This is a genomic window from Providencia rettgeri (assembly GCF_023205015.1).
Taxonomy (GTDB): Bacteria; Pseudomonadota; Gammaproteobacteria; order Enterobacterales; family Enterobacteriaceae; genus Providencia; species Providencia rettgeri_E.
Genome location: NZ_CP096258.1, coordinates 3,350,603 through 3,370,122, shown reverse-complemented (window position 1 = coordinate 3,370,122; position 19,520 = coordinate 3,350,603). Strand labels below are relative to the sequence as shown.

The 19,520-nt window shown below is 42.1% G+C and carries 13 protein-coding genes; 7 read left to right on the top strand and 6 right to left on the bottom strand.

Features of this window, described 5'->3' with window-relative positions; all coding sequences use genetic code 11:
- Nucleotides 1-14: 14 nt before the first annotated feature.
- From pcnB to sfsA, 3 genes are all read right to left on the bottom strand, one after another.
- Nucleotides 15-1,361: a polynucleotide adenylyltransferase PcnB gene (gene pcnB / locus M0M83_RS15310; RefSeq protein ID WP_213913947.1), complete on the bottom strand. Its 1,347-nt coding sequence runs from the start codon at nucleotides 1,359-1,361 to the stop codon at nucleotides 15-17.
- 728 nt (nucleotides 1,362-2,089) lie between these two features.
- Nucleotides 2,090-2,545: an RNA polymerase-binding protein DksA gene (gene dksA / locus M0M83_RS15305; RefSeq protein WP_004260494.1), complete on the bottom strand. Its 456-nt coding sequence runs from the start codon at nucleotides 2,543-2,545 to the stop codon at nucleotides 2,090-2,092.
- 195 nt (nucleotides 2,546-2,740) lie between these two features.
- Nucleotides 2,741-3,451, bottom strand: a complete 711-nt coding sequence (sfsA, locus tag M0M83_RS15300) for a DNA/RNA nuclease SfsA (protein WP_248466866.1) — start codon at nucleotides 3,449-3,451, stop codon at nucleotides 2,741-2,743.
- 99 nt (nucleotides 3,452-3,550) lie between these two features.
- Between sfsA and hrpB the strand changes: the two genes are divergently transcribed.
- Nucleotides 3,551-6,010 (top strand): ATP-dependent helicase HrpB, encoded by a 2,460-nt coding sequence (gene hrpB, locus M0M83_RS15295; protein WP_248466865.1) that lies wholly within the window; start codon nucleotides 3,551-3,553, stop codon nucleotides 6,008-6,010.
- Nucleotides 6,011-6,192: 182 nt separating this feature from the next.
- Nucleotides 6,193-8,715, top strand: a complete 2,523-nt coding sequence (mrcB, locus tag M0M83_RS15290) for a bifunctional glycosyl transferase/transpeptidase (RefSeq protein ID WP_213913873.1) — start codon at nucleotides 6,193-6,195, stop codon at nucleotides 8,713-8,715.
- Nucleotides 8,716-8,892: 177 nt separating this feature from the next.
- On the opposite strand, the gene hemL is transcribed toward mrcB, so the two are convergent.
- Complete coding sequence (hemL, locus tag M0M83_RS15285) at nucleotides 8,893-10,182, bottom strand: glutamate-1-semialdehyde 2,1-aminomutase (protein WP_248468458.1); 1,290 nt, start codon at nucleotides 10,180-10,182, stop codon at nucleotides 8,893-8,895.
- 214 nt (nucleotides 10,183-10,396) lie between these two features.
- Between hemL and erpA the strand changes: the two genes are divergently transcribed.
- Nucleotides 10,397-10,741 (top strand): iron-sulfur cluster insertion protein ErpA, encoded by a 345-nt coding sequence (erpA, locus tag M0M83_RS15280; RefSeq protein WP_004260480.1) that lies wholly within the window; start codon nucleotides 10,397-10,399, stop codon nucleotides 10,739-10,741.
- Nucleotides 10,742-11,091: 350 nt separating this feature from the next.
- Here erpA and btuF read toward each other — a convergent pair whose 3' ends face one another.
- Complete coding sequence (gene btuF, locus M0M83_RS15275) at nucleotides 11,092-11,922, bottom strand: vitamin B12 ABC transporter substrate-binding protein BtuF (RefSeq protein WP_213913875.1); 831 nt, start codon at nucleotides 11,920-11,922, stop codon at nucleotides 11,092-11,094.
- Nucleotides 11,923-11,985: 63 nt separating this feature from the next.
- A complete protein-coding gene (mtnN, locus tag M0M83_RS15270; protein WP_213913877.1) occupies nucleotides 11,986-12,681 on the bottom strand; it encodes a 5'-methylthioadenosine/S-adenosylhomocysteine nucleosidase in 696 nt (231 codons plus the stop codon).
- A gap of 257 nt (nucleotides 12,682-12,938) precedes the next feature.
- Here mtnN and dgt point away from each other — a divergent pair, with 257 nt between their 5' ends.
- The 4 genes from dgt to mazG all read left to right on the top strand — a co-directional run bounded on the left by dgt (nucleotide 12,939) and on the right by mazG (nucleotide 19,421).
- Entirely contained in the window at nucleotides 12,939-14,465 is a 1,527-nt protein-coding gene (dgt, locus tag M0M83_RS15265; RefSeq protein WP_213913879.1) for a dGTPase, read from the top strand.
- A 174-nt stretch (nucleotides 14,466-14,639) separates the two neighbouring features.
- Nucleotides 14,640-15,971: a 23S rRNA (uracil(1939)-C(5))-methyltransferase RlmD gene (rlmD, locus tag M0M83_RS15260; RefSeq protein WP_213913881.1), complete on the top strand. Its 1,332-nt coding sequence runs from the start codon at nucleotides 14,640-14,642 to the stop codon at nucleotides 15,969-15,971.
- Between the two features lie 16 nt (nucleotides 15,972-15,987).
- On the top strand, nucleotides 15,988-18,219 hold the full coding sequence (relA, locus tag M0M83_RS15255; RefSeq protein WP_248466864.1) for a GTP diphosphokinase: 2,232 nt from the start codon (nucleotides 15,988-15,990) through the stop codon (nucleotides 18,217-18,219).
- A gap of 407 nt (nucleotides 18,220-18,626) precedes the next feature.
- On the top strand, nucleotides 18,627-19,421 hold the full coding sequence (gene mazG, locus M0M83_RS15250; protein ID WP_248466863.1) for a nucleoside triphosphate pyrophosphohydrolase: 795 nt from the start codon (nucleotides 18,627-18,629) through the stop codon (nucleotides 19,419-19,421).
- Nucleotides 19,422-19,520: the final 99 nt, after the last annotated feature.

Sequence of the window (19,520 nt, the reverse complement as noted above, 5' to 3'; positions counted from 1 at the left end):
ATTCTCTCTATCTATTATGACTTATTTGACCGACGCGCACCTGTTCCACCTTGTGATGAACGTGGGCGGTGGCGACGGCGAGTGGGTGCATTGCCTAATTCCGAAATCATTTCACGCTGTTTAGTATTATTTGCCTGTTGAAAATCAGCCCACCATAATGCTAACTCTTGTAGTTCGTTTCGGTGCTCAACATTGGCCCTTAATTCTAATAAATCAAACGCGGCACGGAATTTCGGGTGCTCCATTAATTTATTGGCACGACGACCTTGGCGACGAGGTAAACGTAACTGCAGCAACCAAATATCGCGCATCGTGGTTGTAATGCGTTTGGGGATCGCAATCGAACGGCACTGTTCGTCTAAAATATCATTCATCGCAAGGGCAAAGGCATCATAATAGGCTAGCCCGCCTTCTTGAGAGAGCTTTTCAGCATGCTCTGTCACTGGGTACCATAACATAGCCGCAAATAAAAAAGCAGGGTTAACACGCTTATCATTTTTTAATCGGAAATCAGTATTTTTAAGGACTTGCTCAATGATTTTTTCCATTGGCGAATCACTGTTATCCGTAAAGCGGCTTGCGACAACAGGGAAAAGCTGCTCAAACAAACCATATTTTTTGAGCATTTTATAGGTATCGTAACCTTGGCCTGCTTGTAGTAATTTGAGTGACTCTTCAAATAACCGAGCAGATGGAATTTCTCTCAATAAATGAGCAAGTTGGTAAATTGGCTCTGCAGTTTTTGGTTCGATGTTCATATTTAATTTGCAGGCGAAACGTACCGCTCGTAGCATTCTGACTGGGTCTTCACGATAGCGTGTTTCTGGGTCACCAATTAGACGAATAACGCCAGCTTTTAAGTCATTTAAACCATTAACGTAATCACGTAATGTGAAGTCTTCGATATTGTAATAGAGGCTGTTAACGGTGAAGTCCCGGCGGATCGCATCTTCCTCAATGGAACCAAAGATGTTATCACGTAACAACATGCCGTTTTGTGCTTGTGCAGATAAGTTTTTGTCATCTGAGGCATTTTGGTCATGGTGGCCACGGAAAGTTGCAACTTCAATAATTTCGGGGCCAAACATAATATGTGCTAGACGAAAACGACGACCAACGAGTCGGCAATTGCGAAATAATTTGCGGATCTGCTCAGGTGTGGCGTTCGTCGTAATATCGAAGTCTTTAGGTTTTTGGCCTAAAAGCAAATCACGCACACCTCCACCCACTAAATAGGCTTCAAAGCCACTCTTGTTTAAGCGGTACAGCACTTTTAACGCATTGTCACTAATATCACTGCGCGAAATAGGGTGTTCGGAACGCGGGATAACAGTAATGTTTTCTTCGTTTACGGTTGTCATTGTAGGGCGCTTCTCAGGTGTTGAATCGGCACGTTGAGATTGACGAACCGTTTTTCTAATAGGGGTTGTTTTATGGGGCTGAGCTGTGTTCCGCTCTTTAGGTGCGGTTTGCGCATGAGCAGAATGAGTGACTGGCCTTTTACCGGCTGCCTGACTATCTCGCGAAGGATCACGATGTTCTACTACATCTTCAGGGGATGCGGCTGTATTGCGAGATAAAATGTTACGGCAGAAATTTGCTACTCGGTTAAAAATAGTACACCTCGATGTCATTACCAATATTCATTAAACAAAATAAGCGGCTAATCATAGCTCACAGAAGTTTCTTTGAGAATGGTTAAACGAATAAAAGTCGTCTCTAATTATAAACGTTACCAATAAAATTTACGCAAAATAATAGCGTAAAAAGCTTTCTTGCTATAGGGGTATAAGGTTAGAAGCCTTATTTTAAGCGCTTTTTTGTTGTTAGAGGATTATTCAACTTCAAACTATAGGGTTAAAAAATAACCTAATCTATTTCCGTAAAAATTTACGTGAAAGTAAATGTTTATCTTATTTAAAAGAGCACGATAGGACGTTATCGCCAATTAATGAGTAGAAAGGTGCGGGGGAGGATGGAGTGACGTGATAGCTAACGCAAGGAATAAGCTTTGAGCTGAACACAATAAAATGTAGAGTTCCCTTGTAACGGCGCAGTAATATGCGCCGTTCAGGACTCCATATAGACACTAGCCAGCCATTTGCTTTTCGCGAATTTCAGCTAATGTTTTACAGTCGATACATAAATCAGCGGTAGGACGGGCTTCCAAACGACGGATACCAATTTCTACACCACATGATTCACAATAGCCAAAGTCGTCATCTTCAACTTTTTTCAGCGTTTTTTCGATTTTCTTAATCAGTTTACGTTCACGGTCCCGGTTACGTAATTCAAGGCTGAATTCTTCTTCCTGAGCGGCTCTATCAACGGGGTCTGGAAAGTTAGCTGCCTCATCTTGCATATGAGTAACAGTCCGGTCCACTTCATCTCTGAGTTGATTGCGCCATGCTTCGAGAATGAGCTTAAAATGCGCCAACTGGGCCTCGTTCATGTACTCTTCGCCAGCTTTTTCATGATAGGGTTCAACCCCAGCAATGGCGAGAATGCTTAAGGACGATGTCTTACGTTTTTGCCCTTCTTGCATAATGCTTCTCCTACACACGCAAATTTTACAAAAACCCCAAGGGGGAAAAATTAAGGTCGCTATAAATAGCAGAAGACTGCTCTCTTGGCAATCGTTCCTGCAATGAGTTTTGTAATGCTGTGAGGGCGAGCGTGTTTATTCCCTTTTTAGCGCCCAGAACTCTGCGGCCTCGTATAAAAATCGGTTAAAAAAACTTTATTTAATAGAGTTAAAGTGAATCTGCTTACTTAACACCATTTGTTGAACAGTTATATCAGCTTGATAACAAAGCACTTCAACACCACTTTGTCTCGCTTCCTCCAATAATAGCGCATATTGTTTATCAATATGTGCCGCAGCAGATGCTACGTGAATACCTGTGTGTAAAGCAACAAACAATAGTATGGCTCTTTTTCCTTCTTTCGCAATATACATTAGTTCTCTTAAATGTTTTTGGCCCCTAAGTGTCACTGCGTCAGGAAAAAAACCTTGATTATTTTCGAGTAAAGTTACTGATTTTACTTCGATAAAGCAATCGGGTAATCCATTTTGCATGAGATAGAAATCGATTCGGCTATTTTCTGTGCCATATTTGACTTCAGGTTTTATTACGCTGTATTCGGATAATTCTGGAATGTGTTTTTCGGTTAAGGCTTGCGCAACTAATTGGTTCGCACGAAGGGTATTAATGCAAATAAAATGACCGTTTGCTGTTTGGGTTAACTCCCAGCTATACGGGTATTTGCGTTTTTTATTATCAGACGTTGAATACCAGATGGTATCACCCGGGGTTGCACAACCTGTCATAGCGCCTGTGTTTGCACAGTGAATTGTCATTTCTTCACCATTCGGTAAAGTGACATCAGCCAAAAAGCGCTTGTAACGCTTAATTAAAGTGGCTGGTTGTAAGGCAGGTTTAAATTCCATGAGCTCTCCGCTAGCGTATCGGTAATATGCTTACTGGCAAAAGAGGCTAATGCTACAATGTCTGACAGTAAAAGTTAAATAGATGGAGTGATAACCCCAGTGTTACCGATATTCGAAGTTTGTGAGGACATACTTACCGCCTTGATGGCTTCACCTCAAGTATTGCTTCATGCACCTACAGGTGCGGGTAAATCAACTGTTTTGCCGCTAGAAATATTAAAGAGTGGGGTTATTAATGGTCGGGTTATCATGTTGGAGCCTCGTCGCCTAGCGGCACGTTCAGTGGCGGCTCGTCTTGCACAACAACTTGGTGAAGAAGTCGGTCATACCATCGGTTTACGCATGCGCTCTGAAACTAAAGTTAGTCGTCACACGCGTCTTGAAGTGGTGACAGAAGGCGTACTGACTCGTTTATTGCAAAATGACCCAATGCTTGAAGGGGTTGGTTTAGTTATTTTAGATGAGTTTCATGAACGAAACTTACAAGCAGACCTCGGTCTAGCTTTGTTAATTGATTCACAACAAGCTTTACGCGAAGATTTGCGTATTCTATTGATGTCAGCGACATTGGATAATCAAGGGCTGTCTCAGCTGTTTCCTGATGCGCCGGTTATTACTTCACAAGGGCGTACATTTCCCGTCATACGTGAGTATCATCCAATAAAGCCAAATAAACTCTTTCATAAAGAAGTGGCATTGGCAGCTTGGCAATTATTGCAGCAAGCGCATGGGTCTTTATTATTATTTCTTCCAGGTGTGGGGGAAATCGAGAAAGTAAGAGTAGAACTCGCTTTGATGGTCAGTGAGGACATACTTTTATGTCCTTTATACGGAGCACTATCTCTACAGGCTCAGCAACAAGCGATACAAGTGGCACCTGAAGGTATGCGTAAGGTGGTATTAGCCACCAATATTGCGGAAACCAGCTTGACGATTGAAGGGATCCGCCTTGTGATGGACAGTGGTTTTGAACGTGTGGGGCAGTTCAATCCACGAACAGGGTTAACCAAATTAGTGAAACAGCGAATTAGCCAAGCGTCGATGGCGCAGAGAGCAGGGCGAGCAGGCCGTTTGGAAGCAGGAGTTTGTTGGCACTTGTTTAGTGAAGAGCAAGCTGAGCGGGCGGCACAATTTAGTGAAGCCGAAATTGCGCAAAGTGACCTGAGTAGCTTATGGCTGTCTTTATTACAGTGGGGGTGCCACGATGCGGCACAGCTTAGCTGGCTCACTTTACCACCAAAACCTGCGATATCAGCGGCAAAAGATTTACTGGGTAAATTAGGTGCTATTGATGCTGCTGGTAAGTTAACGTCTTTTGGGCAGCAGATGGCGGAGTTAGGTAGTTCAGTACGAACAGCAGCAATGTTATGTAGAGCACAACAAAGCCAAAATCAGCATGTTATTCAATTAGCAGCACTACTGGTGGCGATTATCGAGGAACCTCCTCGTCAACAAGATGCGGATCTTCGCTATTGCATAGAAAGGCCAACAGAGGGGTGGTGTAAAAGAGCATCAGCACTTTGCGAACAAAAAGTGCCGAGTACCATTGGTCAGCGAGATGCGCTCATTAGTGAGTGGTTACCAACGTTGCTGGCTACAGGGTTTCCCGACTACATAGCGAAATCTCGAGATAACCAACAACGTTACCAATTAGCGAGTGGCTTAGGGGCAACGTTGGGTGAATCAGATAGACTATTGGGGACACCGTGGTTAATGGTGGTATCCTTATGGCAGCCAGAAAATACAGCGGATGCACGTATTTCCTTGGCTTACCCTGTCGAGATTGACAGACTACAAGCCGATTGCCCATCACTGTTTAACACTCAAGAAACGGTCGAATGGGATGAACAAAAAGGGACATTATTAGCTTGGAAGCGCTTGCAATGCGGTCAATTAGTGGTGAAATCAGAACGTTTAAGCAACCCAGATAAGACTGAACTTCGCCAAGCGTTGGTGTATTGGTTGAAACAAAATGGCTTACAGCAGCTAAATTGGCAGGAAGATGCGCGGCAATTATGTGTCCGTTGTACGTTAGCTAAGCAGTATTTTCCCGATGTTGACTTGCCAGATTTTGATGATACAGCGCTATTGGATTCGCTGGGTGAATGGCTAGAACCTTATCTTGATGGCGTAACGAATAAACAAAAATTACAGCAGATTGACTTAGCCTCTTTATTAATCAATCGATTAGATTGGCAGCAGCAACAATGGTTAGAAAATATGTTCCCAAGACGCTATCAGGCGCCATCTTTACATGATGTAAGTATTCACTATTCGTTAGATAAGCCTCCTGTAATCGCAATTCGAATGCAAGAGATGTATGGAGAAAAAACAAATCCGACAATAGCACAAGGGAAGATAGCGGTAACGGTATCTCTACTGTCCCCTGCCATGCGGCCGTTGCAGATCACGCAAGACCTTGGCGCGTTTTGGCAAGGCAGCTATAAAGAGATACAAAAAGAGATGAAAGGGCGTTATCCAAAACATTTATGGCCGGATGACCCTGCAAATACTGCACCAACAAGACAAACAAAAAAAGCGATGATGGGTGCGAAATAACCTATTTTTATGCTCTAATAGCGGGTTTCCTTGTTTAGCCAATTGATAGGCTAAACTGAGTAAGGAAATGTAATTAAGAGCTTTCTTTGGTGAAATCTCTGAGGTTATGGGCCAAAATTAACCACTAAACTGGCATAAATAGTGAGTGACTCAGATATTTTGTAAGGTGATATGGAGCGACCATGTCAGGTAAAGATTTTGAACCAATCGGCAGGCGTAACAAAAAAACTGCTGGGAAAAAACAGTCTTCATCCCGCCGTCGTAGAGACCGCGATGACTATGACGATGAAGATTTATTCGAACATGATGATATTGATGAACAATATCTCGATGATGAAGATGAAGAAGAGCAAATGGCTAAAAAAGGCTCAAGAAATAACAAGCCTCGAAAGGTAAAAAGTAAATGGCGTTGGTTTTGGCTGCTCGTCAAACTGATGATCGTGTTTGCGGTTTTACTCGCGGCATATGGTTTTTATTTAAATCAACAAATTAAAGAACGTCTCGATGGTAAGGTGTGGGATTTACCCGCCGCCGTATACGGCCGAATGGTTAACCTTGAGCCCGGTATGGATTACAGCCAGGCAGAAATGGTTCGCCTACTTGAAGGCATGCAATACCGTAAGGTGAGTAAAATAACAACATCGGGCGAATTTGTGGTGCGTGGTAATAGCATCGAAATCTTACGTCGACCGTTCAATTTCCCTGATCAAAAAGAAGGGCAAATACTTGCTCGAATGGTGTTTGAAAATAATGCCTTGAGTAAGATCGAAAACATGGAGAACGGTCGCTCATTTGGTTTTTTCCGTTTAGACCCGAAACTGATCACAATGATGCAGTCGGCAAATAATGAGCAACGGTTAGTTTTGCCGATATCTGACTTTCCCGAATCTCTAGTTAAAATCTTACTAGAAACCGAAGATCGCAACTTTTATGAGCATGATGGCGTCAGTTTGTACTCTATTGGTCGTGCTGTTGTTGCTAACTTAAGTGCTGGGCGCTCCGTTCAAGGGGGAAGTACGTTAACCCAACAGTTAGTCAAAAACTTGTTTTTAACTAATGAGCGCACATTAAAGCGTAAAGCGAATGAAGCGTATATGGCGGTTTTACTGGACTACAACTACAGTAAAGAACGTATTTTAGAGCTGTATTTAAACGAAGTCTTTTTAGGTCAAAATGGAAATGACGAAATTCGTGGCTTCCCATTAGCGAGCCTGTATTATTTTGGCCGACCAATCAATGAGTTAAGCTTTGACCAACAGGCTTTATTAGTGGGGATGGTGCAGGGGGCGTCAACATATAACCCTTGGACTAAACCACAAAATGCGATTAAACGCCGTAATATCGTGCTGAAAATCTTGGAAACACGTGGCGTGATTGACCAAGAAATGTATCAGGTACTTAGCGCAAGGCCTCTTGGGGTGAAAAATAAAGAAGGGCTGGTGGCTTCTCAACCTGCCTTTATGCAAATGGTTCGTTTAGAACTCAATGAAAAATTGGGTGATAAAGTTAAAGAACTCTCCGGTGCGAAAATTTTTACCACCCTAGACCCAGTTGCTCAAACTGCGGCTGAAAATGCAGTTGAGAATGGTGTCGCTGATTTACGTAAATCTCGTAAATTAGATGACATAGAAGGAGCCATGGTAGTAGTTGACCGCATTAATGGCGAAGTACGTGCGATGGTTGGTGGTTCTCAACCCCAATATTCAGGGTTTAATCGTGCGTTAAATGCACGGCGTAGCATTGGTTCTCTGGCAAAACCTCCTGTATACCTCGCTGCACTAAGTGAACCGGACCGTTTTCGTTTAAATACATGGTTAAAAGATGAGCCACTAACAGTTAAAGTTGGGAATCAAAACTGGAGCCCGAGAAACTACAGCCGCAATTTCAATGGCCGGATGATGTTAGTTGACGCCTTGGCTAAATCACAGAATATCCCAACCGTAAACTTAGGCTTAGAGGTCGGTTTAGACCAAGTGTTTAACACCTTTGTACGCTTAGGGGCACCTGCGGCGGCTATGGAAAAAGTTCCCGCGATGCTCTTAGGGGCGGTTAACTTAACACCTGCTGAAGTTGCTCAAGTATTCCAAACTATTGGTGGTAATGGTAATCGTGCGAAATTGTCGGCACTACGTTCTGTTATTGATGGCGATGGCAACGAGATTTACCAAAGCTACCCATCTGCTGAGCGAGCAGTACCTTCACAAGCGGCATACCTCACATTGTATGGTATGCAACAAGTGGTTAAACAAGGTACGGGCCGAGTCTTATTGTCTAAATACGCAAAGTATAATTTAGCCGGTAAAACAGGGACAACTAACGATCTACGTGATAGCTGGTATGCAGGGATTGATGGCAAAGAGGTCGCAATTGTGTGGGTTGGCCGTGACAATAACGGCCCAACACAATTAACTGGGGCGACAGGCGCACTGAAGGTGTACCAACGCTACTTAGATAACCAAGCGCCATTGGCACTCATTAACCGTGCACCAGAGGGCATTGTTGATATGCAAGTCACTGCTGATGGTCAATTAAGTTGCTCAAACTTCGGCGGCGGTAGAATGTTGCCGATTTGGACAGATAACCCAGAAGGGTTATGCCAAGCGTCAGAAGAGCAAGCTCCGGTCTGGGACTTAAATGGTAATAATGGCGAGCAACAAGATGATGCACCGGATTGGGTTAAGGATATGTTTGGCAATAGCCCCTAAATTCTCGTCATATTTCAAGTTGTGACTGTGTTGGCTTCATAGAGAATTAGCTGGTGAATTAATTATTTTAAAGGCTAGTTAGAGCGTTGTGGTGTCAAATCGAGCGTTATCTATTCTTAACTATAAAAAAATAGAGGTGAAATTGGATAAATTTCACCTCTATAACATCAATGTGAATTAATTCTTTTTAATTTTCATTAATGCAGTTTCTGCCGCTTTAACCGTTTTCTCAATATCTTCATCGCTGTGTGCGATAGACATAAAACCTGCTTCAAATGCAGAAGGTGCGAGGTAAATACCTTGTTCTAACATGTAATGGAAGAACTTTTTAAAGCGTTCAACGTCACATTTCATCACGTCTTGGTAGCAAGTTACGGTTGGGGCGTCGGTGAAGAAAATACCAAACATGCCACCGACGTGATTGATAACCATCGGGATACCTTGCTCTGCGGAAACACGTTTTAAACCACGAGCTAACTTTTCTGTTAATTCATTTAAACGTGAATGAACACCCGGTTGAGAGACTTCTTTTAAGCAAGCAAGACCTGCAGCCATCGCGACAGGGTTACCCGATAAGGTCCCTGCTTGGTAAACAGGCCCAATTGGTGCTAGTTTTTCCATAATTTCAAGGCGGCCACCGAAGGCGCCAACAGGCATACCACCACCGATGATTTTACCTAAACAGGTTAAATCAGGCTGAACATCATAGTAATCTTGTGCTCCACCTAATGCGACGCGAAAGCCTGTCATAACTTCATCAATGATGAGTACGGCATTGAATTCATCACATAGTGCACGTAAACCGGGGAGAAATTCAGCTGTTGGTGGTACGCAATTCATATTTCCAGCAACAGGTTCAACAATCACGCACGCAATATCTTCTGGGTAGTTTTCAAATGCTTGGCGAACTGAAGTTAGGTCATTATAGGTACAAGTTAATGTGTGTTTTACAAAATCTTCAGGTACACCCGGGGAGTTTGGTTCGCCCATAGTAAGCGCACCAGAACCCGCTTTGACTAATAAGCAATCTGCATGGCCATGATAGCAGCCTTCAAATTTGATGATTTTGTCACGGCCTGTGTAACCGCGCGCCAGACGAATTGCGCTCATGGTCGCCTCAGTGCCTGAATTCACCATGCGTACCATATCCATAGAGGGGACTAACTCACAAACTAATTCAGCCATTTCAACTTCAGCGGCAGTCGGAGCACCAAAACTTAACCCTTTATGAACCGCTTTGATCACGGCATCACGGATCTCAGGATGGTTATGGCCTAAAACCATTGGTCCCCATGAGCCAACATAATCTACATAGGCTTTACCATCAACGTCATAAATATAAGCGCCATCCGCTTTTTCAATAAATAATGGGGTTCCACCAACACCATTAAAAGCACGAACAGGGGAGTTTACACCACCAGGAATTTGTTCTTTTGCTTGTGCGTAAAGTTTTTCAGATTGTGACATCGCAGGGCTCCAGAAAGAGGCTAAGAAAAAAATTGCTCTCATTCTAAAGCACCACACCAATTAAACCAAATGTTGATACGAAGATATGCACAATGTGTCTAATTGCGTAACAACACTTGAACCATTTAGTCAAGTGGCGGATAATTAGGTTAATTGATCTGAGTAGGTTTTAGCCTACACATGAATTTACCGGTCACCGGTTTGGAGTAAAAAAATGAGTGATGATGCAGCTCTGCCTTTGCAATTTACTGATGCGGCAGCAATTAAAGTTAAAGATCTAGTCTCTGATGAGGACAATCCAAATCTGCGTCTGCGTGTTTATATCACTGGTGGCGGATGCAGCGGTTTCCAATATGGTTTCACATTTGATGACCAAATCAATGAAGGCGATATGACAATCGAGAAACAAGGTGTTGCTCTTGTTGTAGACCCAATGAGCCTACAATATTTAGTGGGTGGAAGTGTTGATTATACTGAAGGCTTAGAAGGTTCGCGCTTTATTGTAACTAACCCGAATGCTAAGTCTACTTGTGGGTGTGGTTCGTCCTTTAGCGTCTAATTCTCGTCATCCTTCAACCTGTAGCTGTGTTGGCTGCATTCACTAGACCTAGTCACATACTTTTGTATGCTCCTAGGTTCTAGCTCATTTGCCGCCTTGCTACAGGCCGAATGATTTAGAGAATTATTGAGTTCTTCTTCAATCTGTAGCCGTGTTGGCTGCATTCACTAGACCTAGTCACATACTTTTGTATGCTCCTATTTTTCGTCATATTTCGAGTTGTGGCGGTGTTGGCTTCATTCAGTTACTCGGGTCACATACTAATGTATGCTCCCCGAGATATCTTCATTTGCCGCCTTGCCACAACTCGAACTATTTAGAAAATTTTTGTAATTTGTAATTTGTAATTCTCAATCAGATAATGCGTTTAACTGCTCGCACAGTTGTTCTGTCGCATTAACAATCCTTGGGCCTGCTCGGTGAAACCAATCTTCATTTAATCGGATAATTGGGACATTGAGCTGTGAGTGCCAAAATTTTTTCACTGTTTTTTCCTGTTCGGCTGAACCAGTCATAATAATTACATCTGGTTTGCGAGTGAGTACCTGCTCACGGCTGACTTGTGGCCATTGTACTGCACTATTTACAAAAACATTTTCACCACCACAAAACTCGACGATATTATTTTGCAGCGTGTGATTACCTGCGCTAAATAAAGGCTGAGTACCGAGTTGAATGAATACTTTTCTGGGGTTGTTATTTGATACTTTTTTATTTTGATAAGGAGTCAGCTTAGCGCGCATTTTTTCTACATTTTGCTGTGCTAGCTCTGGATTTGGGCTGTATTGCGCTAATTCAATCACTGAACTGATAACATCATCAATGGTTTGAGGATCGAAATAAATAATTGGAATGCCAAAACCCGCAAGCTGATCAAGAGGACGCTGGGGGTTACCTCCTCGCCATGCAAGGATTAAATCAGGTTTAAGTGCGATAATACGTTCGACGTTTAAACCTTGCCAATCAGCGACTTGTTCCAAATTATTTGCTTGCTCTGGGTAATCGGAGTAAGCACTGGCTGCAATCAAGCTATCCCCAAGCCCTGCCGCATAAGCAAGCTCAGTATTAGCAGGCGATAAACTAATAACGCGTTGCTTTGCTGCTCCTAGAACAGAAAAAGACACCAATAAAGCGCATAATAAGCTAGCTGTAAGGGAAAAATAATACGTTATGCTTCTCATGGGAATTCATTGTGATATTAATAAAAAGGTATAACTAACATAAGGTTATACCTTTTATGAAAATTATTTAACGAGTTTAGCTAAAATTGCTGTGATCATCAGTGAAGATTGACGAGCAGCAACAGGTAAAAACTCATCAAAGCTCGTATGAGATTCTTTATCTGCCACATCTGAAATAGCACGAACGACGACAAACGGGGTGCCAAATTGGTGGCACACTTGGCCAATTGCAGTGGCTTCCATTTCTACTGCCGCAACTTGCGGGAACATGGCCTTGATGCGAGCTAGCGGTTCAGCACCATTAATAAAAGCATCACCGCTGCAGACTAAACCACGTACAGCATTCATATCCAATAACTTAATGCACTGCTCAGCAACTTCAATTAGCTTAGTATCAGCAACGAAAGCTGGCGGACACTGTGCCATTTGGCCGGGTTCATAACCGAATGCGGTCACATCAGCATCATGGTAACGAACTTCTGTAGAAACCACGATATCGCCGACGTTTAAACGAGGGTCTAAACCACCCGCAGAACCCGTGTTAATCACGACATCTGGTTGGCAATGCTCTAATAATAGCGTTGTACCGATTGCGGCTGCGACTTTTCCAATACCCGATTTCAATAACGCAACGTCAACGCCATTAATTTGGCCTGTATAAATCTCACAGCCAGCACGGTTAATAGTTTGGCAGTTTTCAATTTGTGAGCGCAAAATCGCCACTTCCTGTTCCATGGCGCCAATTATTCCAACTTTCATTTTGTCTCCTTTTCCCTGCACAATTTGCACTATTAATGTCAATATAGTGTCAAAATTTTGACTAGGGACGATAATGTTTTATTGTGTTATTGCTGTATTCTTCGAGTGGGTTCGCAATTTTAATTGCAACAACTCGGATTTAGACAACGAAATTACAAAGATGCACGAAGTGTAACATTGAAAGGTGAGTCGTGAAGGTTTTTTCCTATATTTAGGCTATATAATGAAACATCAATCGAAATAGGGAAGGTGGCAGAGTGGGTGAGATTAATTTTGTTAAGAAGCTAAACTTTCAGCGTAACTACATGAGCAGTGCGAAAAACCAAAAAATTTCACCTAAAGATGAAGATGCGGTTAATCGCTTATTTGAAAGTGATCGTGGGCGGATTATCAATTCAGCAGCCATTCGCCGCTTACAACAAAAAACACAAGTTTTCCCCTTAGAGCAAAACGCAGCAGTGCGTAGCCGATTAACTCACTCACTAGAGGTTCAGCAGGTTGGCCGTTACATCAGTAAAACGGTTTTAGGTGAATTAAAAAAGAAAAAATTACTGGAACCCTATGGGCTAGATGAACGTTGTGATGCGTTTGAAAGCTTAGTCGAAATGGCTTGTTTAATGCATGATATCGGTAATCCACCATTTGGGCACTTTGGTGAGGCCGCAATTCAACGTTGGTTCACCAAATTATTGTCTCCAAGTTACCTGTTTACACCGAATACTCCTGATCCATGCAAAATACCTGCATTACAGTTAACTGGAAATGAAAAACAAGATTTATTCCGCCGCCAATTAAAGCAGGATTTATGCTCATTTGAAGGTAATGCGCAAGGGCTGCGTATGGCGCATCGCTTACTCAAATTAAACTTAACCTATGCGCAAGTTGGTTCTATCTTAAAATATACGCGTGGGGCTTATGATTTGGAGCCAATTCCACCTGAGTTTGATTATTTGATGAAAAAGCCAGGCTATTATTGGTCTGAGGTGGACTTTGTTAGTGAGTTAACTAAAAAGCTCGATATGGAGAAATATTGTCGTTTTCCGCTGTCCTATATTATGGAAGCGGCTGATGATATTTCATATTGTATTGCTGACTTGGATGATGCCGCGGAAAAAGGCATTTTTACTGTTGAACAGTTGATTGAATTTTTAAAAGCCGAGTGGGGAGATATTCAACAAAATGATTTGTTCGATCAAACTGTCATGCGAGCTTTCAATAATATCAGTGACAACCACACAAGGCGTATTCAGCAAGATCAATTCTTTATGTATTTGCGCGTGAATATCACGGGGAAATTGTCACATTACAGCGCACAACAATTTATTAAAAATTTGCCTGAAATTTATAATGGCACTTTTAACAGTGCGTTACTAGAAGATAAAAGTCCAGAACATAGATTACTGAAAGTACTAAAAACAGTGGCCTTTAAACATGTATTTAACCATCATGAAGTTGAAGAGTTAGAGTTGCAAGGTTACCGAATTATCAGTGGGTTATTAGATTTTTATAGTCCATTACTGATGATGGATAGACGCGATTTTGCTGATCTTGTCGAAAAAAATTATCACAAGCACTTTTTCATAGAAACGAGGTTGTTTCATAAATTATCTAATAAGCACCGCTTATCCTACACAGAAGCACTTGAGAAAATCTCTGCAACGAATGAATCAGATAAATCTATTCTAGAGTTTTATTATCGAGCTCGTTTGATTCAAGACTATATTAGTGGTATGACCGACCACTATGCTTATGAAGAATATCGTAAATTTATGGTTAGTAACTAATATAATAATTGAATGGAATGATAAAACTATAAAAGTAGTCAATCAAATGATAGGAAAATAGGTATAATGGGCCTGTTCGTTTTTCTTAATTAATTAGCGGAAAAAATATCGTACTAAAATTGGAAACACGACAATCATGATTTTTATAACTTAATACTCTGTAGTGACTACTTTATGGCTCAATTTTACTCCCCTAATCGTCGCACCACTTCACGTCGCCAAATCACGGTTATTGCTGATAGCCTTGATGCCGCAGGGCAAGGTGTTGCCCGTATCGAAGGGAAAACCATTTTTGTAACAGGTTTATTGCCTGGAGAAGAAGCTCAAATTGAATTGACGGAAGAGAAACGACATTTTGCTAAAGGAAAGGTGGTTAAGCGTTTGAGCACTAGCCCCCAGAGAGTAAAGCCTCATTGCCGTAATTTTAATCAATGTGGAGGATGCCAACAACAGCATGTTGACATTGCTCTGCAAAGAGAAAGTAAAGCTCATGCTTTAGCTTACCTGATGCAGCGCGAAACATCGCTAGATATATCCATTCCTACGGTGATGAGTGGTGAGCCATATGGTTACCGCCGTCGAGCTCGATTAGGGCTACAATATCAGTCTAAAAGTAAAAATGTCATTATGGGGTTCCGTCAACCTCAATCTAACACATTGGTTGATATAAAAAATTGTCCGGTACTTTCCCCTGAATTGGATATCTTACTAAAGCCGCTTTCTGAATGCATTAACGAGCTCAGTAATAAAGCGAAACTGGGTCATGTAGAACTGATCCGTGCAGACAATTGCAAAATTATATTGATTCGTTACTTAACGCCTTTTTCGTTATCAGATACTCAAAAGTTGAGTGATTTTGAGAATCAGCACGGAGTGTCTATCTGGTTAGCGGGGAATGATGAAAGCTTACAAGCTCTATCACCAAATTCGCCACAACCAGAATATCAAGTTGCAGGGGAGATATTAAAATTTAACCCATTAAATTTTATTCAAGTGAACGGGCAAGTTAACCAGTTGATGGTAGAACAAGCATTAGTATGGTTAGATCTAAACAGTGAAGATAGGGTATTAGACCTTTTTTGTGGAATGGGTAATTTTACTTTACCGATCGCACGGCTAGCGAAATCCGTTGTGGGTGTTGAAGGTGTTGAAAATTTAGTCGAACAAGCTCGAAATAATGCCCAGCTCAATACTATTTGTAATGCCACATTCTATAATGAAAACTTAGAAGCCCAGATACACACACAACCTTGGGCGGCTCATGGTTTTAACAAAGTATTATTAGACCCAGCTAGAGCTGGAGCTGCTGGTGTTATGGAACATTTAATTAAACTGATGCCAGAAAAAATTGTCTATGTTTCATGTAACCCCACAACATTGGCGAGAGATAGCAAAGTTTTACTGGATGGGGGCTATCAATTATTACAGTTGCGGATGCTAGATATGTTTCCGCAAACTAGCCATTTAGAGTCAATGGCGCTATTTATCCGTCGCCCAGAGGTTTAACAGGTAGGGAGAATATATGGTTGCAGTAAGAAGTGCACATCTTACCCCAGCAGGTGAGTTTGCCCCAGAAAAGTGGGTTAACGGCCTAGGGTTGAGCAATAAACAATCAGAAGAAAAGCTCATCCATACCTGGCAATATTGTCACGATAAATTAGCCGGACAAGAAATCGCCCCTCTATTACTGTGGCGTGGTATTGAAATGACCGAAATCCTATCGACACTAAGTATGGATATCGGCAGCTTACAAGCGGCTTTACTTTTCCCCTTGGTGGAGGAGGGAAAGTTAGAAGAACAAGAAGTTATTGATGAATTTGGCAAATCCATTCACGAACTTGTTAAAGGCGTGCTGGAAATGGATGCCATTCGTCAACTCAAAGCCACACAATCGAGCGAAACAAGCTCCACACAAGTCGATAATATTCGTCGTATGCTATTGTCGATGGTGGAAGATTTCCGCTGTGTTGTCATTAAGTTAGCGGAACGAATTGCCCATTTACGTGAAGTCAAAGATGCAACGGAAGATGAACGCGTTTTAGCCGCAAAAGAGTGTTCAAATATTTATGCACCCTTAGCAAACCGCTTAGGAATTGGTCAATTGAAATGGGAGTTAGAAGACTTCTGTTTTCGTTATTTGCACCCAGATGAATATAAGAAAATAGCAAAACTCCTCCATGAACGACGTATTGACCGTGAAGAGTATATAGATACTTTCGTTACAACTTTACGCAAGTACATGTTAAAAGAGAGTATTCAAGCAGATATCTACGGCCGACCTAAGCATATTTATAGCATTTGGCGCAAAATGCAGAAAAAATCATTGGCATTTGATGAGCTGTTTGATGTGCGAGCAGTGCGTATTGTCGTTGAACGCTTGCAAGATTGTTATGCAGCCTTAGGGATTGTTCATACCCATTTTCGCCACCTTCCTGATGAGTTCGACGACTATGTGGCGAACCCGAAACCTAATGGCTATCAATCGATCCATACTGTGGTGTTAGGCCCTAACGGCAAAACGCTTGAAATTCAAATTCGTACCCGCCAAATGCATGAAGATGCAGAACTGGGGGTTGCGGCGCACTGGAAATACAAAGAAGGCGCGACTGGCATTGGCAAAGGCAGTAGTTACGAAAATCGTATTGCGTGGTTACGTAAGTTGATTGCATGGCAAGAAGAAATGGCAGATTCTGGCGAAATGTTGGATGAAGTTCGTAGCCAAGTATTTGATGACCGCGTGTATGTCTTTACCCCAAAAGGGGATGTGGTGGATTTACCCGCAGGCTCTACACCACTTGATTTTGCCTACCATATTCACAGTGATGTCGGCCACCGTTGTATTGGTGCAAAAATAGGTGGGCGTATTGTCCCATTTAGCTATCAATTACAAATGGGTGATCAAATTGAAATTATCACTCAAAAACACCCAAACCCAAGCCGTGACTGGTTAAATCCTAACTTAGGGTATGTCACAACCAGCCGTGGGCGTGCGAAAATCCAAAATTGGTTCCGTAAGCAAGATAAAGACAAAAATATCCTTGCAGGGCGTCAAATTCTAGATAGTGAACTATCACAGCTTGATATCAGTCTCCGCGAAGCAGAGAAACTGTTGATAGCTCGCTATAATGTTCATTCATTGGATGAAGTGTTAGCAGGAATAGGGGGAGGTGATATTCGTATTAACCAATTAGTGAATTTCCTGCAAAGTAAATTTAATAAAGCCACAGCGGAAGAAGAAGACCGCGCGGCAATGAAGACGTTGGAAAGCAAGTCTTCACTACCAAGAGCGCCATCTCATGGTAGCGGTCGAGTGGTCGTTGAAGGGGTTGGTAACTTAATGCACCATATTGCACGTTGCTGCCAGCCAATTCCAGGGGATGATATAGTTGGTTTTATCACCAAAGGGCGAGGTATTTCCATTCATAGTTCAGATTGTGAGCAGTTAGCCGAATTACAAAGTCATGCGCCAGAACGCGTCATCGATGCGGTGTGGGGCGAAAACTATTCCAGCGGTTATTCTCTAGTGGTTAGAGTCGTAGCTAATGATCGTAGCGGGTTATTACGTGATATCACGACAATATTAGCGAATGAAAAAGTGAATGTACTTGGCGTCAGTAGCCGCAGTGATGTGAAGCAGCAATTGGCGACGATAGATATGACAATTGAGCTGTATAATATTGAGGTGCTGAGTCGGGTGTTAGCAAAATTAAATCAGTTGCCGGATGTTATTGAGGCAAAACGCCATTCCCAGTGATTTTCTTCATATTTTGAGTTGTAGGGGTGTTGGCTACACTTAGCTACTCGGGTCACATACTTATGTATGCTCCCCGAGATATCTTCGCTTGCCGCCTACCTACATCTCAAACTATTTTGAAAATCAGTACTGTTATATTGTCAGTGGTTTTCTTCATATTTTGAACCGCAGCGTTGTTGGCTGCGCGCTCTCATCTTAGTCACATACCGATGTATGCTCCTAGGGGCTCGTTTACTTGCCGCCTAGCTGCAATTCAAACTATTTTGAAAATAATTTTTTGCAAATGTTCAATAATCTTTTCTTTGTTTTTTCTTTTGTTGGGAAAAATTTGTTGATTTGCCTTTATATCTGGTAAGTTTGAGATAAAGATGACAATTAGAAACAAAAGAAAATCAAAGGTTAATACAATGAGTCAGGAAAAACCCGAAATCGAACGCTTATTATCCATTATGGCACAGCTGCGTGACCCACAAACAGGTTGCCCATGGGATAAAGTACAGACATTTAAAACTATTGCACCTTATACACTTGAGGAAACCTATGAAGTGCTTGATGCGATAGAACGTGAAGATTTTAACGACTTAAAAGGTGAGCTGGGCGACTTATTGTTCCAAGTGGTTTTCTATGCGCAAATGGCGAATGAAAAATCATTGTTTGATTTTAATGATATTTGCCAAGCAGTGAGCGATAAGCTTGAACATCGTCACCCACATATTTTTGATACAAATAACACATTGAGCAGCTCGGAAGTGATTGAGGGGTGGGAAAAACGAAAAGCAAAAGAGCGAGCTGAAAAATCGCAGTTTTCTGTGCTGGATGATATCCCGAATTCGCTCCCAGCACTAATGAAAGCCTATAAAATTCAAAAACGTTGCGCTTCTGTAGGGTTTGATTGGGATACCTTAGGTCCAGTGCTTGGAAAGGTCCATGAAGAGCTTGAAGAAGTCATGGAAGAAGCCACTCAAGTTGTCGTTGACCAAGCTCGCTTAGAAGAAGAAATCGGTGATTTACTGTTTGCAACAGTGAATTTATCCCGTCATTTAGGACATAAGCCTGAAATAGCGCTGCAAAAAGCTTGTAAGAAATTCGAAGGTCGTTTTCGCCAAATCGAAAAAAGCCTCGCGGAAAGTGGCAAAACGACAGAAAGTGCTACACTTGATGAGATGGAGGCACTTTGGAAGCAGGTTAAGAGCCAAGAATAAAATGGCTCGTCATATTTCGCACTACAGCGTTGTTGGCTGCGTTCAGCTACACGGGTCACATACTTAGTGTATGCTCCCCGAGATATCCTCTCTTGTTGC